Below are 17646 nucleotides of genomic sequence, written 5' to 3' on the forward strand. Positions count from 1 at the left end.
ATCTGCCCAGCGAGCGTCGACAAGTGTGCTGGGCGCACCTGTTGCGCGACTTCAGGCGCATCGCCGAGCGCAGCGGCGCGGCCGGTGAGGTGGGTCGGCGACTGCTGGGCTTGGGCTACGTGATGTTCCGACGGCGCCATCGTCTGTCCGAAGCCGATGTCCCGTCGTGCCGCACCGACCTGGCAGGCGTGCGCGTGAGGGTGCGCCAAGCGCTGGAGCGCGGCGCAGCGCTGCTCGTCTGCCCGCGCACCGCCGCCACCTGCGCGAACCTGCTGAAGATCGAGCCCGCGCTGTGGACCTTCACGACCCACGCCGAAGTGCCGCCCACCAACAACAGTGCCGAGCAGGCGCTGCGCCCGGTGGTGCTCAAGCGCAAGATCAGCGGCCCGACCCGCAGCCGCCGCGGCGCGAACTTCATCGCCCGAGGCTTCAGCGTGGCCGAGACCTGCCGGCGCCAGGGCCGCGACCTGCTGGACTACCTGCAGCGCTCGGTGTGCGCCTGGATCGACAAGACTGAGGCACCGGCCTTGCTCCGGCCTGCGATCGCTTCAGGCTGAGACCGTAGTGGACGCTAGGGCGTTGCCGCACCGGGGGGGGTGAATACGTACACTCCGGGCGGTCTCAGGGCGTTGCGACGGGTTTCGGGAAGTGCCCCATGGGCTGGACCACAAGGACCTCGACCGGCTCTCCCACTAAAAGAACCGACGAGCGCAAGGCCGGCTGGCTGGATCGTCTCCACAACTTACCGGATGGCGAGGCGTTGCATTTCAGACTTGAGAGCGCCTGAGCATGCTCATCGGAACCTGATCGCCAGTTCGACTATTGACGGGATAAATTAACCAAGCCAATTTATCCAATCAGCCACTTCCTCGGCCATCACTTCCGGCTTTGAATGGGTGACGACTCGAATGCGCTGCTGTGCGAGGCGCCACTCGAGCACATCGAGTCGACTCTCTACTTCCGCCGCAATAGTTCGTGTCAAGCCATCGTCGGCCGTGGGTCTCATAAAAAATAATGCGCTACGAGCACGATCACGACTTGTTGCGGCGACGTAGGTGTCGAGCGTGTTTGCACCCATTAGAAATTCAAGTTGAATTCGCTCAACCGATGAATACCATCCGCTCGCAACAACACCCGCAGCGCCTGGAGCGACGAGATTTACGCCCACTTGATGTATTTGATCGCCATAGTAATCTTCGCAAATGAACGAGTTGGCCGCAAAACCCATTCGGGTCTTGACTTGATCCAGAACTTCGGTGATGACTTCGCTGGCCTGTTTCGATGAAAATCGGTTGCGCTTTCCTCTGGGCGCATTTTCCTCGAGCGGGATAGTCCCATCTGCGAGCATTCGCTCAAGAGCCTCGCTCGGGAGAGCTTCGCGAAGTGAACCTGCTGGATCAACACGAAACATTTCGGGCAGTCGATCAGATGTCAGCTGTTCATGCGTTGCCCTCAGAGCCGCAAGATTTTTGCGCAATTCCGCAAGCATCCGGTCAAACATCGCTCTGCTGCCATGACCGTATATACACTCAAGCTTTTGTCCTCCGGCAATAACTCTGAAATCAGCTAGCCCGCGTTCGTCAATTGCGGCGGCGCCGACCAAGTACTCCTGCTCGCTAAAAGCGTCCGGGCGAAGCCACAGGCGAACCCAGCGTCCTTGCCAAGACGGTGAAGCAGCCGGCTTCTTTAGAAGTTCTTCAATGTTCATCGCAGTTGCTCCAAACGCTCATCAATGAATTCTTGACTGGCCCTTTCAAATAAAAACGTATGCAAATTATTTGCGGCAGGAGTTCCGAAATTCTTCGAGACAAGTTCTTCCGACGAACCTCGGACAGCAGCCAAAGCCGCGGAGTGCTCTGCGCTGATTTTCGCCAGTGCGGCGATGAGCACTTTCGCTTCCGCGACTCTCATTTTCTTCTTGCTGATCGCTTCGCGAATTTTCTGCGTCAGGTGCGTTGCGATAAATCCTGACCTATCCAAGTGGGCGGGCGCACTATGGACCCAATCCTGATTAAAAGCCAGTTTTTCGTGATCGATGGCAGCAATTCGTCCTCGGGCTGACCAATACGGTGCGTTATCCGAGATGCGGTCGCAGTTCCCCATCCATGCATCAAATGCTGCAAGACGTTGCCCGGCGGGCTTGGACGTAACAGCATGCTCCCAGTTAATTCTCCATACCTGATTTGGCGGCTTTAAATCGAGGCGGCTGGCACACCAGAAAACAATTGGCCCGTCGGCACCCCATTGATTTCTCGCAAAAACTAATTCCGGCTCTGTCGCGTTTGCCAAGTCTGAGGGTGATGCTGCCAGCAGAATTGCGGCTGGCGGGACTCCTATGTCTAACTCCATTCCGAGTGTCCAAGCTAGCGCTTCATTCACCCATCCCTTGTTTTTTAAGGGGAAGGCCTTCACTACTGCGAGCTGCGTGTGGCCGGGGAATCGGATTTCCGCCGTATGTGTTGTCTGGTTTTCTCCCTTTCGACCAATGCTGCCGTTGTAGCGCGCATAGTGCGACGTGTAACGCTCAATGATAGGTAGCTTGAGAAGCTTTTCGGTGGGGCTTGCTGTATCCGGTTCACTCGCGGCGGTAGGGCTTGGGGTGGTGCCATTCATCTTGTTCTCCCTTGGCATACTTGACTCAATCTTAATGCCGTATCGAGCAGACCGACGCTGTCATGGCGGCTTGTCGCTAGGGGGCACTTCTTGAAACCCCGCGCCCGACGCTCCCACCTCGCGCCGACCTGCGGCAACATCACCCCTCATGATCAGCCCGCGCATCAAGCCCTCCGCGTTCTTCCCCGAGGAGGCGCCCGACGATCTGTTCCTGGTGCGCCAGCGCAAGGCCAAGCTCGAAGGTTATGTGCAGAGCCTGGCGGCGATGGACGAGCTGATCGACTTCGGGGCGATGGCTGCGGCCGTGGATCGGGCCTGCCCCCGGCCCGACCGCAGCAAGGGCGGCCGCCCGCCGTACGCCACCGAGGTACTGGTGCGCATGGTCTTCCTGCAGGGCCTGTACAACCTGTCGGATGAGCAGTGCGAGCACCAGGTGCTCGACCGGCTGAGCTTCCAGCGCTTCTGTCGGCTCGATGGCGCACTGCACATTCCGGATGCGCGCACGCTGTGGTCGTTCCGACAGCGCTTGGCCCACGGCGGCCTGGGGGCCAAGGCGATCTTCGAGACGCTGAGCCAGCAGTTGCAGCGTCATGGCTACATCCCGCGCGGCGGGCAGATCGTCGATGCGAGCATCGTGCAGGCGCCGATCACGCAGGCCACCACCCAGGAGCGCAAGACGCTGAACAAGGGCGAGGATCCCGAAGGCTGGAGCAAGAAGCGGCTGGCGCACACCGATCAGGATGCGCGTTGGACGCAGAAGCACGGCAAGTCGTACTACGGCTACAAGCTGCACGGCAACGTGGACGCACGCTACAAGCTGATCCGACGCATCGCGATCACGGCAGCCAATGCCGACGATGGCCACCAGCTGCCGAAGGTGCTGCAGACGGCCAACACGCGGGGCCGCTTGTGGGCCGATCGCGCCTACGACAGCGAAGCCAATCGCCAGGCGCTGCGCCAGCACGGCCTGTGCGATGGCATCGCGCGCCGGGCCCGGCCGGGCCAGACGGCCAAGGTGAGGCTCAAGCAGCGCAACAAGACGATCAGCCGGACACGGGCGCGGGTCGAGCACGTCTTCGCGGCGCTGCGCCAGCAGGGCGGCAAGTGCGTACGGGCGATGAGCCTGGCGCGCATCACGCTGGCGTGCGTGGCGTACAACGCGCGGCGGCTGGCGTGGCTGGTCAAGAGCGGAAGTCCGCCTGCGAGGGCGGTGTGAGGGGCACCGGGGCTTGTTCGCGGGCTGCGGACGGGGCGGTGAGGCGCTGCGGGCGGCTGCGGCGTGCGTGCGCGGCCCTGTCATGGTCGGCTCTGGGCGGTCTCAGGGCGTCGGGACGGGTTTCGGGAAGTGCCCCAAAGCGCAGCATTTGGGCAGTCCGACTGACCGAAGGATCAGCCATTTCTGCTCCTGATGGCGAGCATGGCGCGAAGTTCTTCAATGCTGTATGGCTCGATACGTAAATGAGCAACTGCATGGCAATTTGGGCAAAGCGGTCGAAGATCGAGAATGGGGTCTAGCTCGTACTCGGATTTGACAGAGGAAATCGGCGTAATGTGGTGCACATGGATAAAACCATCAGCAGCCGAGCCATAGATATCCGAAAGCCTGACCCCGCAGGCATGGCATACACAACCATAATGTGCAATGCACTTTATCCTGGCCTTTCTGTCACGCTCGTACCTATTAACCGTGATCGTCACGGCTGAGCCTTCGCGGTGTGCAGTCTGAATATTTTCTTGGGGCAGCTCTTCCGGTAAGCGAATGCGCCACGAAGAGAGAAGTTGATATGTCGGAAGAGATGCTATTCGATGAGGGACATTGGTTCGCTTAGCAACCTTGATGCCGAAGGCATGAAGATCGTTCTTAGAGGTGACGATGACGAACCCGTTCTCATCAAACAACACGCATGGAAAATCCGTGATTGCTGCGTAGAAATTACCCCAAGAACTATAGAGCGCTTGCCTGCACTCAATTCCAAATTCTTGCGCGAGATTGGCGCCCTTGCTCATATTAAATGACTAACGAAAATCGTTTATCAGCCCCGTCCCTGATCATCGGCGCGCACAAAAATTTCAAGTTCGGCAAGTATGCCAACCAGTACCTGGGTGCCTTCGCCTACCGGTTCAACTGGCGCTTCGATCTGCGCGCACTGCGGACGAGCCTGATCGGCCACGCCTCAACCAACTCGCCAACCCGCGAGCGGCAGATCGGGGTGAGGCTGAGATTCATGACTAATCAGGCGAACCGAAAGGTCAAAAATCCTACTTTAAAAGGCGCGCAGAAATTTTTGACAATGGATTTACAACCAGCCAAAGCACCAACAGCTTCCTCATCTCTTTTCTCGAAATCCAGTTGGCTATAGGTGGACTTGTTTTGTAGTAAAAATCTATAAAAATCAAACCAAAACGATGTCTTTTGAGAAAGCAATCTCTAAATATTCTGAGCGCAACAACTTTAGGGTGATCATAACTTCCTACGGCAGCGGTTGCTATAAAGCAGCCCGACTGCGATTTGGATGTTTTTGGAATTTCGATTCCGAGATTCTTTGCGGCACCTCCCAGCTTCGACTGGAGCCTCAATATGTACGATTTAATCTCGGTTTCACTATCCAGGTAATTACTATATTTCGATGAATGAGACAAGAATGAGTTAACCTCTTCAACAAGAACCATCAACCCGTCTTCCGAAGGAAGAATTTCATAACATTTCTCCAATAGTTTTATAAAACTCAACCGCTTTGGCGCGAGCCCTTTGGCGGTAAGACTTGCGTAGCCCACTTGTGCAACACGATGCAGGATTACTGACCCACCTTGAGGCATGGGAATTTTTTGTTGATCTAAAATTTTTTCCTTAAGGACTGCATCGAGCTTATTTATTGCTTTCCTGCAACTGCTATTTATTACTTTTACTGCTGCCGTAATAGCGCTTGATTCGGAGCCATTCTTCCCCCTATCCAAGCAAAAAACGACCTCTTCAATACCGACTTCGTCACTATTAACCATTAGCGCAGATGTGGCCGCCGCCTTCAGTATCCAGGCGCTACTTCGCGTTGAATCAATTTCAAGCAACAATGAACTATATTTATGAACATCTTTAAAACTCCCGGCCTCCATCGCGGATTGCAACAGGCTGTCGAGTTCATCTATCTTTGCGGCGCTCATGGACTCTGATGTAAAAAATGACGGTACTGTGGTTTTGACCACTCAGATATCAATATTGAAGCGTGAATTCAACGACATGCTTTCCACACTCTGATTCAGTCGCAGCCTCCACGTATTTTATGCCGTCCTCGGTTTTATTTATAAGGACGTATTCTTTCGATGGAGGACCATTGGCCGTCAGGTGCAAACAGAAATTCTTTGGATTACTCGGCACCGGCTCTGCCCCACTTTGGTCGAGCACAAAAATCAACTCCAATTCGGAGTCTAAAGAACTCAGATGCTTCAGAACTTCTTTGACCTTCATGTTGAGAACTCCTTCAGTTGATCATGTGGCGCTCGGGCAGCACCTACGACTAATTATGACTCGCTGGCACAAGGCACAAGGGAACCTCTTGAAACCGCCCACCTGACGCCGTGCCCAGCACCTCACCGGCTGCTGGCGAATGCAATCGCCCTGGTGGCCAATTTCGAGCGCGAAGTGCGGATCAGATCGCATTAGCACATCTCGATGCACATTGCGTAGTCTGTCCCTAGACCGTAGCGCGTAGTACGACTGTATATATTCGGACTCCTCCTCAAGGCTTTCCTCCCATGACTTTCCACGCCTGATAGACCTCGCGCAACTGCGTTTGCTGCCCCTGCGGAAGAGTGAAGTCACTGTAGTACTTATCGCCGTTGAATCGGACTACCACGCGTTTGGCTGTCATCCAGTGGTTGAGCATTTCATGGTCTTTGAGCGGCATGTCGATCCACTCCCACACTGACCCGGATGAGTTATCGCGCTCAAACTCCAGCTTGCCGAGTTCATAGACTTTGTCGTCGGCCTTCACGGTGACCGAACGAATGAAGAGCCAGTCATCGCCGTAGTACTGTAGCTTGAGTCTGAGTGGGTAGTTCGCGGCGCTGTCCTTGCTTGATCCGAAGTAGATGGAGACGTACTTAGCCAATATCGGCGCATTGCGATGACTTATCCAAGTAATGCCCTTAATCTCGTCGGTGCTCTTCTTCATGCTGCCGATGGCTCGCTCAAGGGCCAAGCGTTCCTCCTGCGCCTTTCGTTCTTCTTCTCGCTTGTGCTGTAACTCGACAGCAGCTATGCGAGAGTCAACTTGGGCAAGCAGCGCCGTGGCCTCGCCGCTCTCGGGCGACGACGGATGCCGTTTCAAGAGCTCGGTAAGGAGTTTCTTCGCTTCGGCGTCGTTCTTTGCACCATACGCAGACTTGGCTTGTGCGAGTAGCCGATTCGAGCCGAACTTGATGTCTTCCAAATCCGCACGGAGAGTCGCCACTTGTGTTTCAAGTTCTGCCGCTCGCTTGCGTGCTTGGTCGTACTCTTGCTGCGACGGGCCGCACCCGGAAAGGAGTATAAGGATAGCGGCTAACGGGAGAATATTTTTCATTGAAGATGTCTTTGTGTTATCTGATCAGCAGCGCACCGCGAGATATTATTCCACGGACTAACGAAATGCGTTTAACAGCCGCGTTGCCGCAGGCAGCCAAGAACGCAGGTATCACTCGCGGCGGATAAACCTCGTTGGACTGAACCGGTGCGCAGAACGTCTAAGGGGGAATGCAAGGTCATGGTGGTCGCACAGTTCGCGCGTTGGGGGCGATGATGCCGCAACGCGACAGGCGGGCCAGTCGTACTGGACGGTCCGGGCGCAGTTCAGGGGGCGGCATCCCCTGTTATGTGGATGTCGGGCCGGGCGTCGGGTGCGGAATGCCGGTCGATTCACCCGGCGGGCGCCGGGCGGGTCGGCGCCGCTGGGTGCGGGTCGCGTGGCATGCAGGCCGGCCGGTCGCTCGGGCAGTTGGCACAGCACGGCGCGCCAGGTAGCTTGCCGACCATCGCTGCAGCGCAGGATGTGGATCGCGGCCCTACGGCGCATGAATTGCGCTACGTCCTCGGCGATGGCCGGGATCGCGGCGGGCATGCCCGGCAGCGCACGGGCGCACGCCATTCGCCGTGTCTTGGCCCCTGGGGCGTGCCGCCGAGTGCAGGGGTGCGACAAGCCTTGCCAAGCGTTCCGGGCCGGGGTGGCTCGACCTGCCGCAAGGCTTCAGCCCCAGCCCCGCCTCCCCGCATCCCGGCCTCGCTGCGCGAACACGCGCCGCGCAAACGCCCAGATCATCGCCCCGGCATCGGGGCCGTGCGGGTCGCCGAAGGGCAGTTGCCCGCTCCCGCCGCTCCAGGCGTGGCCCAGGCCGACCACTTCGGCCAGCACCACCGCCAGGCGGCCGCCGGGGGCGGTGTAGTCGGTCAGGCGCATCGGGTGGCGCTGGCCGCGCTGCACCACGCGCGCGGGTCGCGGCCGGGCGCCGCAGGCCTCGGCCCATGACTGGGCGGCGGCGTGGCCGTTGTCGGGCGAGACCACCGTGTCGGCATCGCCGTGGATGACCAGCAGCGGGGGCGGCGGCGGGCCGTTGTGGGCACCGGGGGTGATGGCGGCCTCGCCCTGTGGGCTGGCCGGCGCCGTCGCCAGCAGCCGGCGTGCGCTGCGCCCGCGCATGGCGCCCAGCGCGCCGATGGACGTCTCGGCCATGCCCGGCGGCACGCCGGAATGCATCACCACGGCGGCGAAGCGCTGCGGGTGGGTGCTGGCCAGCAGCGCGGCCATGCTGGCGCCGGCCGACAGCCCGGCCACCAGCACGCGCTGGGCATCCACCGGGTACAGGCGGCAGACGTCGTCCAGCGCGCCCATCAGCAGGGCCATCTCGGCCTGCGCGCGGCCGTGGCGGGTGTCGAACCAGTTCCAGCAGCCCTGGGCATTGGCCAGACGGTCCTGCTCCACCAGCAGCAGGCAAAGGCGCTGCCGGTCGGCCAGGGCGTGCAGCCGGGTGCTGGCGGCAAAGCCGTCGGCGTCCTGCCCGCAGCCGTGCAGCAGCATCAGCAGGGGCACACGCTCATCGGGGCGCAGGCCGGCGGGCTTGTAGATGCGGTAACGCCGCATGCCGGTGCCGCGCGCCGCACCCATGGGACTAATCCCACCCTGCAGCGGGCGGCTGAAGGCCATGCCATCCACCCACTGCCCGGCCCCGCGCGCCGCCGGCGCCACCACCACCCGGCGCAGGCTCGACGGCTTGAGCAAGGCCGGCGCGGCACCGACAGCCGTCTTGACCGAGGTCTTCACCGCCCGGTCGACCACGGCCTTGGCGCTGTGTGCAGCGGCTTTGGCGGCACGCTTGGCTGACGCCGACGCGGCCTTGGGGGCCACGGGCTTCTTGGCCGCGGCCTTCTTGGCGGGTTGGGCCTTCTTGGCCCCTTGCGGCGCCTTGAGGGCCGGTGCCGGCGCGGCCGCCATCGCCGCCTTCAGCCCCCGCTGCCACAGACGGGCCCAGCTCAGCAGGGGGGAATGTCGTTTGGCCATCGGGCCGATTGTGAAGGGCGGCGCAGGGCGGATGGTGACAAGGGTTGGGGTGCGGCCTGAGCCGGGCGTTCACGGACAACCCGAGGGCCGCGGAGGCCATGCCCTTGAGGGGCCGGGCGGCCCGCCTGTGAGATGAACCCGGCACGCTGCCGTCCAGGCCTGGGCCCTGAAGGGCGCGGCACCGTCGCCTCAACGTGCCTCTTGGCGCCGCGCCTGCCCCCGCAGCCGGCTCAGGCTCACCGCCGTGATGCCCAGATAACTGGCCACCAGATGCTGCGGAATGCGCGACTCCAAGCCCGGATGCTCGACGCGGAAACGCGCCAGCCTTTCGGCGGCGCTCTGCGCGGCGAGTGACCATTCGCGGTCGGCCCGGCGCAGCAGCTCGGCCCGCAGCACGGCATCACCCCAGCGCTGCACGGCCGGGCTCTGCACCATGCAGCGCACCAGCAGTTCGGACGGGAAGGTGGCCACCCAGCTCGGTGCCAGCGCTTGGCAGTCGATGCGGGAACGGCCCTGCGCATCGACCCGCGCCACCGCCGGTGTCAGCGCCGCCGGCCCCTGGTGGAAGCACAGCGTCACCTCCCGTCCCTGATGGTCGCCGACGCTGCTGCGCAGCAGCCCCTGGACCAGCAGGCACTCCTGATCCGCCGGATCACCCACGCGCAGCCAAGGCTCGCCCGGCGCCAACGCGCGCACCCGCATCGCCGCCAGCACGGGCGCCATCGCGGACGCGTCATCCAGCGGCGCCACCGCGCTCAGGGCCCGCAAGCAAGTGGCGGCGTCCGGTGCCACGGCGGGCGGATCGGGGGCGGCGTCGGCGGCCACAGCCGGGGAAGCGATGGCGTCGGCAGATGCCTCACGCGGCGCCACAGGCACAGGCACAGGCACAGGCACAGGCACAGGCACAGGCACAGGGGGCTTCAGCCGGGGAACCTTCATCGACTTATCCAATGTGAATGCGGGCGCGGTGCGCCTTCGCCAGCATAGACGGATGAACACCCCCGCGCACCCCGGGCCGCGACGCCAGCCGCCCCACCCCCACCGGCACAAGCCCCTGCGCCGCGCCCTCGCCCGCCTGTGGCCCGTCACCCTGGCCGCCAGCCTGGCCGGTTGTGCCCTGCCCCCGGTGCCCGCCACCGTCGAGCATGACCCGCAACGGCCCACCCTGACCGCCAACGGCTACCGCTTCCATGCCCAGGTCTTCGGCCCTGCCGGCGCGCCGGTGCTGATCGTCCTGCACGGCGGCCCGGGCATGGACCACCGCTACCTGCTGGGCCTGCAGGCCCTGGCCGACCATTGGCGCGTCGTCTTCTACGACCAGCGCAGCAGCGGCCTGTCGCCCCGCGTGCCGGCCGACAGCATCACGGTGGAGAGCTTCATCGCCGACCTGGACGCCATCGTGGACCAGGTCAGCCCCGGCCGCCCCGTTCACCTGCTGGGCCACAGCTGGGGCGCCATGCTGGCCGCCGCCTACACCGGCACCCACCCGACGAAGGTCGACCGCCTGGTGCTGGCCGAGCCCGGCTTTCTCGACGGCAGCCAGCTCGACGGCATGGATCTGGGCGGCTGGCCGGGCTGGCCGGTGATCCGCGGCTTCGCCCGTGCCTGGATCGGCCAGTGGTTCATGGACACCCGCGGCGACCCTTATGCCCGCGACGATGCCTTCCTGCTCCACGTGCTGCCCCTGACCCAGGGCGCCGATGAGCTGTGCGACGGCCGCCTGCCCCCGCTGCAGGCCTGGCGCGCCGGCCACCCCGCCTTCGCCGCCACGCTGGGCCGCGCGATGAAGGACCGCGCCTGGGCCCGCAGCCTGGACTTCCGCCGCGGCACCGAGGCCTTCGACGGCGCCACCCTGCTGCTGAGCGGGGCCTGCAACCGCAGCGTCAGCGACGCCCGCCGCCGCGACGACCTGCGCAGCTTCCGCCACGGGCAGTGGGTGGTGCTGCCGCAGGCGGGGCACTTCCTGTTCAACGACCAGCCACAGGCGAGCGTGGCGCTGGTCCGGCGCTTTCTGGCCTCAGAACGGGCGACGGACAAGCTGGCCGAAGCGCGGCCTTGAAGACCGCGCCGGTACAGCCGTCGATGCTCAACGCCCCGCGCGACGCCGCGACAGCACGCCGATGGCCAACACACCAGCCAGCATCAGCGCGTAGCTGCGCGGCTCGGGCACGGCGGTGGTGAGGGCGAAGGCGGTGGTGTCGGGCACCACGCTGGCGTAGGCGCCGTTGGTGCTGTCGACGGTCCAGTTGGCCAGATCGGCGATCTGGGCCTGGTAGGCGGCGGCGCTCAGGCCGGTGCGCACGCCGGTGTACTCGGCGTAGTCGGGCGTGGCCGTGGGCACCAGGGTGTTCAGCGTGAGGGCCGAGGCCGTGCCGTTGGCCAGGCCGGTGTTGTCGAGGGAGCCGTTGACGCCGAAGCTGCCGTTGGTGATGGCGGCCAGGAAGGTGGTGGGCGTCAGCGCGTCGGTGCCGAGGTAGGCGTAGACGGTCTCGGCGCTGTTGGCCAGGCCCCAGTTGGCGCTGCCGCTGACGGTGGCGCGCGCCAGCGTGCCGGTGGAGGCCGTCAGCGAGGCCTTGTCATACGCGGCCAGGCGCACGACGGTGCCGGCGGCCAGGGTGGCGGTGGTGTCCGAGGTCCAGGTGGTGTAGCTCTCGCCGCCGTTGAAGGCGCTGCCGTCCCACTCGTTGTCGCTGAACCAGATCGTGGTGCCCGGGGCCAGGTCGACGAAGGTGACGAAGGCCAGGCCGTCCTCGTCGCCGTTGAAGGCGGTGAAGGCGATGTCGCCGGTGGTCAGGGCCTGGGCCGGGGCGGCCAGGGTGGCGACCGCGGCGGCGGCCAGGGTGAGCAGGGTCTTGTGCATGGTGGTGGGTGTGCGGGTGTGCGGGTGTGGATCGACACGCCGGCGCCGCGGCGCCGGTGAACCCCTGCACGGTAGACAGTGCGGATGAACAGGGCGTGACGGATCGCCCCGTCTCACACCGCCCGGGGCCACGCGGCCAGCAGCAGGGCCACCGCGCCACCGCTCAGCAAGGCCAGGGTCAGGGCGGTGCTGAGGATGCGCCACACCAGCCGCTCCTGCAGTCGGCTGACGGCCAGCGCGTGCACCGTGCGGGCCAGCACCAGGGCCGCCCCGTAGGCCTGCAGACCGACGGCGGGCGCACCGTGCCACTCCAGCAGCAGCATCACCAGCAGGCTGAGGGGCACGTACTCGATGAAGTTGCCCTGGACGCGCAGCGCCCGGGCCAGCCGGGCATCGCCACCATCGCCCAGCGGCTGGCCCAGGCGCAGGCGCAGCCAGACCACCCGCACCGACAGCACGAACAGCAGCAGGGCCAGGCAGGCCGTGGTCAGCGCGGTGCAGGGCAGCGCGGTCATCGCCGGGTCGCTCAGCTGGCGCGCCAGGGCGCGGGATCGACCAGCAGATCGGCATGGCCGCCCAGGTGCTCGATGCAGAAATCCACGAAGGCCCGCACCCGCACCGGCAGCTGCTTGCGGTTCGGGTAGTGGATGAACAGCTGCCAATCGTCGACCTGATGGTCGTGCAGCAGCACCTGCAGCTGCCCGGCCTGCAGTGCCGGCAGCGCCATGGGCTGGGGCAGCTGGGCGATGCCCAGACCATCGACACAGGCCTGCTGCAGGGTGCGGAAATCGTTGCAGGCCAGACGTGCGGGCAAGGGCACCAGCTGGACGTTGCGGGCACCGCCGTCGCGCTGCTGCAGCACCAGCGGCTGGGGGTGCTCGCGGCCGGAGATCCGCAGCATCAGGGCCGCGTGCTGACGCAGGGCGTCGATGCTGCGCGGCACCCCATGGGACTGCAGGTAGGCGGGCGAGGCGCACAGCAGCAGGCGCATCGGGCCCAGGGGCCGCGCGACGAAGGCGGCATCGCCGAGCCCGCCCACACGGATGCCCACGTCCATGCGTCGGGCGATCAGCGGGCTGGCCTCCTCGTTCAGCTCCAGATCGAGCTGGATCTGCGGATGCTGCTGGTAGAAGCGGGGCAGCAGCGGCACCAGGTACAGGAAGGCCACCGGCGACACCACGCTGACGCGCACCCGGCCACGGGCCGACCGCGCATCGCTGCTGACCTCCTGACAGGCCGCATCCAGCTGGGCGAGCGGCTCCCGGCACTGCTCCAGAAAGGCCTCGCCTTCCGGCGTGAGGGTCAGGGCCCGGGTGCTGCGGGCCAGCAGGCGCACCCCCAGACGCGCCTCCAGCCGGCTGACGTTCTGGCTGACGGCCACTGCCGAGATGCCCAGCTCACGCGCAGCGGCGGCAAAGCTGCCGAGGTCGGCGGTACGGGTGAAGTTCAGGATGCCGCGCAGCGTCTGCATCGCGGCATGGTAGGCCAGGGCCCGGTGATTGCAAAGTTCACCTTCGCAATGCCATCAGCATCGCCTGTGTTGTCCACGGTATCCCGGCCTCCTACAGTCCGCTCAGCTTGTCGCCACACGGTCATCCACCTGCAGCGCGCCTGGACCCGGGCACGCCTGCCGCTCAGAAAGCACGTCATGCACATCGAATCGACTCTCCTGATCCAGGCGCCGGCCGCCAGCGTCTTCGCCCTGTACGCCGACGTGGCGCGTTGGACGGACTGGGATCCTGACGTGAAGTCGGCGTCGCTCGATGGCCCGTTCGCCACCGGCAGCACGGGCGTGATCGTGCCCCACGGTGGCCCGAAGTCGAAGGTGGTGTTCGATCGGGTGGTGCCCGACCGCGGCTTCCACGTGCTGTGCAAGCTGCCGCTGTGCCGCATGCGCTTCGAGCACGAGCTGACGCCCGTCGGCAGCGGCACCCAGTCCACGCACCGGGTGGTGTTCGAAGGGCCGCTGGCCCCGCTGTTCGGGCGGCTGATCGGCTCGGGCATGCGCAAGACCCAGCCGCACGCGCTGCAGTCGCTCAAGCGGGTGGCCGAGGAGCGGGCCCGGCGTCCGGTGCCGCACACCGCCTGAGCCCGGCGGGCGGACGGGCGAGGACGGGCGTCACAGGCCTCATGGACTTCAGGCCGCCCTGGCCTGCGCCACGTCCTCCACGACCCGGTGCGCGCGGATCACGGCCAGCATCTCGCGCACCAGCGGCGGCTGCGGCCCGCGCATGAAGCAGCAGTACAGGTCCATCGCGAAGGGCAGCACCGAGCGCAAGGGCCGGTAGACGACGCCCGGGAAGCTGACCCGCGCCATCGACGCCGGCACGATGGCCACGCCATCGCCCAGCCCGGCCATCATCGTCGCCACGATCAGGTCACCGCACGGCGGTGCGAAGCGGGGCTCGAAGCCGTGGGCCCGACACAGCGCCACGGCCTCGGCCGCCGCGGACGGCGAGCTGCCGATCAGCAGCTGCTGGCCTTGCAGCTGGGTGACGTGGACGGACGCCTCCCGGGCCAGCACATGGTCGGCGCTCAGGGCCAGTTGCGTGGCTTCCGTGGCCGCGAGCTCGACCTCGATGTCGACCTGCTCGGGCCGCAGCCGCTCGAACAGCAGATGGACGCGCCCCTGCCGCAGCGCCGGGATCTGGTGCGGCGTCTGCGCGTGGTGCAGCACCAGCTCCACCTGCGGATGGCTGGCGCGGAAGGCGGACAGCAGGGCCGGGATCGCGCCGTACATCGCACTGCCGTAGACGCCGATGTCCAGGCGGCCGGACAGGCCGCGGGCGTGCAACGTCGCCCGGTCGGCGGCCTGCTTGACCAGGCGCACGATGTTCTGCGCGTCGGCCCGCAAGGCCTCGCCGGCGGCCGTGAGCGCCATGCCGTGCGCCGTGCGGATGAACAGCGCCGCGCCCAGCTCCCGCTCCAACTGCTGGATCTGGCGCGACAGCGGCGGCTGGCTGAGGTTGAGCTGCTCGGCCGCACGGCCCATGTGGCCGGTCTCGGCCACGGCCAGGAAATAGGTCAGGTTCCGCAGGTCCATCGGTCGGCTCTCGATACCGGATCAGCAAGATGCGCGACGAAAAAACGCATTGGACGCATGACATCACGCTCCGGATACTGGCGCATCGGTAGATGTACGACGTCTGGCAACGAACCAGCGCGACACCGACCGCCGAGCCGGGCCCGCCCAGCGCGCGGCCCGCACCGTAGCCGACCGGAGACATGTCCATGCCCTTGCCGCCCCGCACCGCGCCCGCCGCGTCGCGTTCTTCCTCCCTGCGCTGGGCCACCGGCGCGCTCACCCTCGGCGCCGTGGCCGCGCTGTCGGCCTGCCTCAGCCATGACGATCCGCTGCGCCAGCCGACGCTGGGCGTGCGCAGCAAGGGCGTCGTCACCGTCGACGGCTGGCGCTTCCGCGATGCCAACGGCAACGGCGCACTCGACGCCTACGAGGACTGGCGCCTGTCGCCCGCGGCCCGCGTGCAGGATCTGCTGGGCCGCATGACGCTGCGCCAGAAGGCCGGCCTGCTGCTGATCGAGACCCTGAACGCCGGTTGCGGCGGCGCCATCGCCGGGACCCCGGCCGCGGATTTCATCCAGACGCAGCAGATGAGCCGCTTCATCCTGCGCAACACCGCGAAGGCAGCGGCCGATGCCTGTGACGGCAGCGTCACGGCCGGTCGCAGCGGCTACAACGTCACACCGCAGCAGCTCGCCGCCTTCGCCAACGCGGTGCAGGCGCTGGCCGAGGCCCAGCCGCTGGGCATCCCGGCCCTGTTCAAGGACAACCCGCGCAACCACTACAACAACGATCCGCGCTTCGGCATCTCGGGCGGGGCCGGTGCGTTCACCGAGTTTCCGGCGGCGGCCGGGCTGGCCGCCGCGGCGCTCGGCACGGGCGACATGGCGCCGCTGCGCAGCCTGGCCGCGGTGACCGCGGCCGAATGGAAGGCCGTCGGCCTGCGCGGCATGTACGGCTACACGGCCGATCTGGCCACCGAGCCGCGCTGGTACCGGGTGGCCGAGACCTTCACCGAAGATCCTGGCCTGATGTCGGACATCATGGGCACCCTGGTGCGCGGGCTGCAGGGCGAACGACTCGGCGCGGACAGCGCGGTGGCGCTGACGATCAAGCACTTTCCCGGCGGCGGCCCGCAGGAGATGGGGCTGGATCCGCACTACTCCTTCGGCAAGCGCCAGGTCTATCCGGGCGGCCGCTTCGTCGATCACCTGCAGCCCTTCATCGCGGCCATCGATGCCGGCGTGAGCTCGGTGATGCCCTACTACGGCGTGCCGATCTCGCTGACCTACGAGGGCGTCACCTACGACCAGACCGGCTTCGCGTTCAACCGCCAGATCGTCACCGACCTGCTGCGCGGACGGCTCGGCTTCCAGGGCAACGTGAACTCCGACACCGGCGTGGTCAGCAGCCGCGCCTGGGGGCTGGAATCGGCCACCGTCGCCCAGCGCGTGGCCACGGCCCTGAACGCCGGCGTGGACGTGCTGTCGGGCTTCAGCTCGGTGCAGACCGTCGTCGATCTGGTCGACGCCGGCCTGGTCACCGAGGCCCGGATCACCGAGGCCGCCGGACGGCTGCTCACCGAGCAGTTCACGCTGGGCCTGTTCGAGAACCCGTATGTCGATGCCGCGCTGGCCGCCAGCGTCATCGGCCAGGACAGCCACCGCGCCCAGGGCCTGGCGGTGCAGCGCCAGAGCATCGTGCTGCTGAAGAACGGCAGCGATGCCGCCAGCCGCGTGCTGCCGCTGGCGGCCGGCGCACGGGTCTACACGATGGGCATGGGCCGCAGTGACGTCGAAGCCTACGGCTACACGGTGACCGACGGCACCAACACCAACGGCGCCGCACGCCCGAGCGCGGCCGGCCACGATGTCGCGATCCTGCGCGTGCAGGTCAGCAATCCGGCGGCGGTCACCGCAGCCTATCGCACACGGGGCGCGACCACCGGCGCGGACCCGGGCAAGCTCAACCCCACAACCGGCCAGGTCTGGGGCGCGGAGGACAGCTGCATCCTGTACCCGGCGGTCAATGCGAGCTGCGCCGACGACCTCGGCCTGATCTTCGGCGGCTCGATGCCGTGGGAGGCCAACCTGCTGGACTTCAGCGGCATGGCCGGCTCGCAGAGCTGGAAGATGAGCCCCTCGCTCGACGAGATCCGGGCCGTCATGTCGGAGATCGGTGCGCAGCGCACCGTGCTGGCCATCTATTTCCGGCAGCCTTACGTGATCGACGAGGCGAGCGGCATGCGCTCGGCCGGCGCACTGCTGGCCACCTTCGGCGTCAGCGACAACGCGCTGCTGGACGTGCTCAGCGGTCGGCACGCGCCACGCGGCAAGCTGCCCTTCGCCCTGCCGGCCTCGCGCCAGGCCGTGATCGACAACGCGCCTGATGCGGCAGGTTATCCGGCAGCCGACACCCTGTACCCCTACGCCCACGGACTGGGCTACTGACCGACGACCGGAGACATCCCGATGACACACCGTACCGCCGCACAGAAGGCCACCCCCCGCCTGCTGGCCACCGCCACCGCCTGCCTGGCCCTGCTGGCCGCCCCCGCCGCCCAGGCCCTCGACCTGCGCTCGGCCGACATCCACAACGCCGACGACTACCCCACCGTGGTCGCC

17 protein-coding genes are annotated in these 17646 nt (G+C 65.6%); 5 read left to right on the top strand and 12 right to left on the bottom strand.

Annotation, left to right across the window (positions count from 1 at the left end):
• The first annotated feature begins 23 nt into the window (after nucleotides 1–23).
• On the top strand, nucleotides 24–557 hold the full coding sequence (locus AACH11_RS18805; RefSeq protein ID WP_341375798.1) for an IS66 family transposase: 534 nt from the start codon (nucleotides 24–26) through the stop codon (nucleotides 555–557).
• A 278-nt stretch (nucleotides 558–835) separates the two neighbouring features.
• On the opposite strand, the gene AACH11_RS18810 is transcribed toward AACH11_RS18805, so the two are convergent.
• Together AACH11_RS18810 and AACH11_RS18815 are read right to left on the bottom strand one after the other, a co-directional pair.
• Nucleotides 836–1708: a hypothetical protein gene (locus AACH11_RS18810; RefSeq protein ID WP_341375799.1), complete on the bottom strand. Its 873-nt coding sequence runs from the start codon at nucleotides 1706–1708 to the stop codon at nucleotides 836–838.
• Nucleotides 1705–2613, bottom strand: coding sequence for a hypothetical protein (locus AACH11_RS18815; protein ID WP_341375800.1), 909 nt, complete (start codon nucleotides 2611–2613; stop codon nucleotides 1705–1707). Before AACH11_RS18815 ends, AACH11_RS18810 begins: the two co-directional genes overlap by 4 nt.
• A gap of 148 nt (nucleotides 2614–2761) precedes the next feature.
• Here AACH11_RS18815 and AACH11_RS18820 point away from each other — a divergent pair, with 148 nt between their 5' ends.
• A complete protein-coding gene (locus tag AACH11_RS18820; protein ID WP_341375801.1) occupies nucleotides 2762–3829 on the top strand; it encodes an IS5 family transposase in 1068 nt (355 codons plus the stop codon).
• A 173-nt stretch (nucleotides 3830–4002) separates the two neighbouring features.
• Here the strand turns inward: AACH11_RS18820 and AACH11_RS18825 are convergent, their stop codons facing one another.
• The 6 genes from AACH11_RS18825 to AACH11_RS18850 form a co-directional block, all read right to left on the bottom strand.
• Entirely contained in the window at nucleotides 4003–4620 is a 618-nt protein-coding gene (locus AACH11_RS18825; RefSeq protein WP_341375802.1) for an HNH endonuclease, read from the bottom strand.
• 252 nt (nucleotides 4621–4872) lie between these two features.
• A complete protein-coding gene (locus tag AACH11_RS18830) occupies nucleotides 4873–5772 on the bottom strand; it encodes a CFI-box-CTERM domain-containing protein (RefSeq protein WP_341375803.1) in 900 nt (299 codons plus the stop codon).
• A gap of 49 nt (nucleotides 5773–5821) precedes the next feature.
• Complete coding sequence (locus AACH11_RS18835) at nucleotides 5822–6076, bottom strand: hypothetical protein (RefSeq protein ID WP_341375804.1); 255 nt, start codon at nucleotides 6074–6076, stop codon at nucleotides 5822–5824.
• Between the two features lie 271 nt (nucleotides 6077–6347).
• On the bottom strand, nucleotides 6348–7172 hold the full coding sequence (locus AACH11_RS18840; RefSeq protein ID WP_341375805.1) for an ATP synthase subunit B family protein: 825 nt from the start codon (nucleotides 7170–7172) through the stop codon (nucleotides 6348–6350).
• A 660-nt stretch (nucleotides 7173–7832) separates the two neighbouring features.
• Nucleotides 7833–9140, bottom strand: a complete 1308-nt coding sequence (locus AACH11_RS18845; RefSeq protein ID WP_341375806.1) for an extracellular catalytic domain type 1 short-chain-length polyhydroxyalkanoate depolymerase — start codon at nucleotides 9138–9140, stop codon at nucleotides 7833–7835.
• Between the two features lie 189 nt (nucleotides 9141–9329).
• On the bottom strand, nucleotides 9330–9932 hold the full coding sequence (locus AACH11_RS18850) for a Crp/Fnr family transcriptional regulator (protein WP_341375807.1): 603 nt from the start codon (nucleotides 9930–9932) through the stop codon (nucleotides 9330–9332).
• A 199-nt stretch (nucleotides 9933–10131) separates the two neighbouring features.
• Here AACH11_RS18850 and AACH11_RS18855 point away from each other — a divergent pair, with 199 nt between their 5' ends.
• On the top strand, nucleotides 10132–11199 hold the full coding sequence (locus AACH11_RS18855; RefSeq protein WP_341375808.1) for an alpha/beta fold hydrolase: 1068 nt from the start codon (nucleotides 10132–10134) through the stop codon (nucleotides 11197–11199).
• 27 nt (nucleotides 11200–11226) lie between these two features.
• Here the strand turns inward: AACH11_RS18855 and AACH11_RS18860 are convergent, their stop codons facing one another.
• From AACH11_RS18860 to AACH11_RS18870, 3 genes are all read right to left on the bottom strand, one after another.
• Nucleotides 11227–12000: a PEP-CTERM sorting domain-containing protein gene (locus tag AACH11_RS18860; protein ID WP_341375809.1), complete on the bottom strand. Its 774-nt coding sequence runs from the start codon at nucleotides 11998–12000 to the stop codon at nucleotides 11227–11229.
• A 113-nt stretch (nucleotides 12001–12113) separates the two neighbouring features.
• Nucleotides 12114–12515: an MAPEG family protein gene (locus tag AACH11_RS18865; RefSeq protein WP_341375810.1), complete on the bottom strand. Its 402-nt coding sequence runs from the start codon at nucleotides 12513–12515 to the stop codon at nucleotides 12114–12116.
• A gap of 11 nt (nucleotides 12516–12526) precedes the next feature.
• On the bottom strand, nucleotides 12527–13471 hold the full coding sequence (locus AACH11_RS18870; protein WP_341375811.1) for a LysR family transcriptional regulator: 945 nt from the start codon (nucleotides 13469–13471) through the stop codon (nucleotides 12527–12529).
• Between the two features lie 177 nt (nucleotides 13472–13648).
• Between AACH11_RS18870 and AACH11_RS18875 the strand changes: the two genes are divergently transcribed.
• Nucleotides 13649–14089 (top strand): SRPBCC family protein, encoded by a 441-nt coding sequence (locus AACH11_RS18875; RefSeq protein WP_341375812.1) that lies wholly within the window; start codon nucleotides 13649–13651, stop codon nucleotides 14087–14089.
• 48 nt (nucleotides 14090–14137) lie between these two features.
• Here AACH11_RS18875 and AACH11_RS18880 read toward each other — a convergent pair whose 3' ends face one another.
• Nucleotides 14138–15043: a LysR substrate-binding domain-containing protein gene (locus AACH11_RS18880; protein ID WP_341375813.1), complete on the bottom strand. Its 906-nt coding sequence runs from the start codon at nucleotides 15041–15043 to the stop codon at nucleotides 14138–14140.
• A gap of 188 nt (nucleotides 15044–15231) precedes the next feature.
• Here AACH11_RS18880 and AACH11_RS18885 point away from each other — a divergent pair, with 188 nt between their 5' ends.
• Nucleotides 15232–17472, top strand: coding sequence for a glycoside hydrolase family 3 protein (locus AACH11_RS18885; protein ID WP_341375814.1), 2241 nt, complete (start codon nucleotides 15232–15234; stop codon nucleotides 17470–17472).
• Nucleotides 17473–17646: the final 174 nt, after the last annotated feature.

It is taken from the genome of Pseudaquabacterium rugosum (assembly GCF_038066575.1).
In the GTDB taxonomy this organism is placed as follows: Bacteria; Pseudomonadota; Gammaproteobacteria; order Burkholderiales; family Burkholderiaceae_C; genus Pseudaquabacterium; species Pseudaquabacterium rugosum.

Excerpts from the sequence above, each read along its gene's own strand:
- AACH11_RS18870 (WP_341375811.1), bottom strand. The coding sequence starts at position 13,471 with ATGCAGACGCTGCGCGGCATCCTGAACTTCACCCGTACCGCCGACCTC.
- AACH11_RS18840 (WP_341375805.1), bottom strand. The coding sequence starts at position 7,172 with ATGAAAAATATTCTCCCGTTAGCCGCTATCCTTATACTCCTTTCCGGG.
- AACH11_RS18885 (WP_341375814.1), top strand. The coding sequence starts at position 15,232 with ATGCCCTTGCCGCCCCGCACCGCGCCCGCCGCGTCGCGTTCTTCCTCC.
- AACH11_RS18880 (WP_341375813.1), bottom strand. The coding sequence starts at position 15,043 with ATGGACCTGCGGAACCTGACCTATTTCCTGGCCGTGGCCGAGACCGGC.
- AACH11_RS18845 (WP_341375806.1), bottom strand. The coding sequence starts at position 9,140 with ATGGCCAAACGACATTCCCCCCTGCTGAGCTGGGCCCGTCTGTGGCAG.
- AACH11_RS18855 (WP_341375808.1), top strand. The coding sequence starts at position 10,132 with ATGAACACCCCCGCGCACCCCGGGCCGCGACGCCAGCCGCCCCACCCC.
- AACH11_RS18865 (WP_341375810.1), bottom strand. The coding sequence starts at position 12,515 with ATGACCGCGCTGCCCTGCACCGCGCTGACCACGGCCTGCCTGGCCCTG.
- AACH11_RS18810 (WP_341375799.1), bottom strand. The coding sequence starts at position 1,708 with ATGAACATTGAAGAACTTCTAAAGAAGCCGGCTGCTTCACCGTCTTGG.
- AACH11_RS18860 (WP_341375809.1), bottom strand. The coding sequence starts at position 12,000 with ATGCACAAGACCCTGCTCACCCTGGCCGCCGCCGCGGTCGCCACCCTG.
- AACH11_RS18825 (WP_341375802.1), bottom strand. The coding sequence starts at position 4,620 with ATGAGCAAGGGCGCCAATCTCGCGCAAGAATTTGGAATTGAGTGCAGG.
- AACH11_RS18815 (WP_341375800.1), bottom strand. The coding sequence starts at position 2,613 with ATGAATGGCACCACCCCAAGCCCTACCGCCGCGAGTGAACCGGATACA.
- AACH11_RS18835 (WP_341375804.1), bottom strand. The coding sequence starts at position 6,076 with ATGAAGGTCAAAGAAGTTCTGAAGCATCTGAGTTCTTTAGACTCCGAA.
- AACH11_RS18875 (WP_341375812.1), top strand. The coding sequence starts at position 13,649 with ATGCACATCGAATCGACTCTCCTGATCCAGGCGCCGGCCGCCAGCGTC.
- AACH11_RS18830 (WP_341375803.1), bottom strand. The coding sequence starts at position 5,772 with ATGAGCGCCGCAAAGATAGATGAACTCGACAGCCTGTTGCAATCCGCG.
- AACH11_RS18820 (WP_341375801.1), top strand. The coding sequence starts at position 2,762 with ATGATCAGCCCGCGCATCAAGCCCTCCGCGTTCTTCCCCGAGGAGGCG.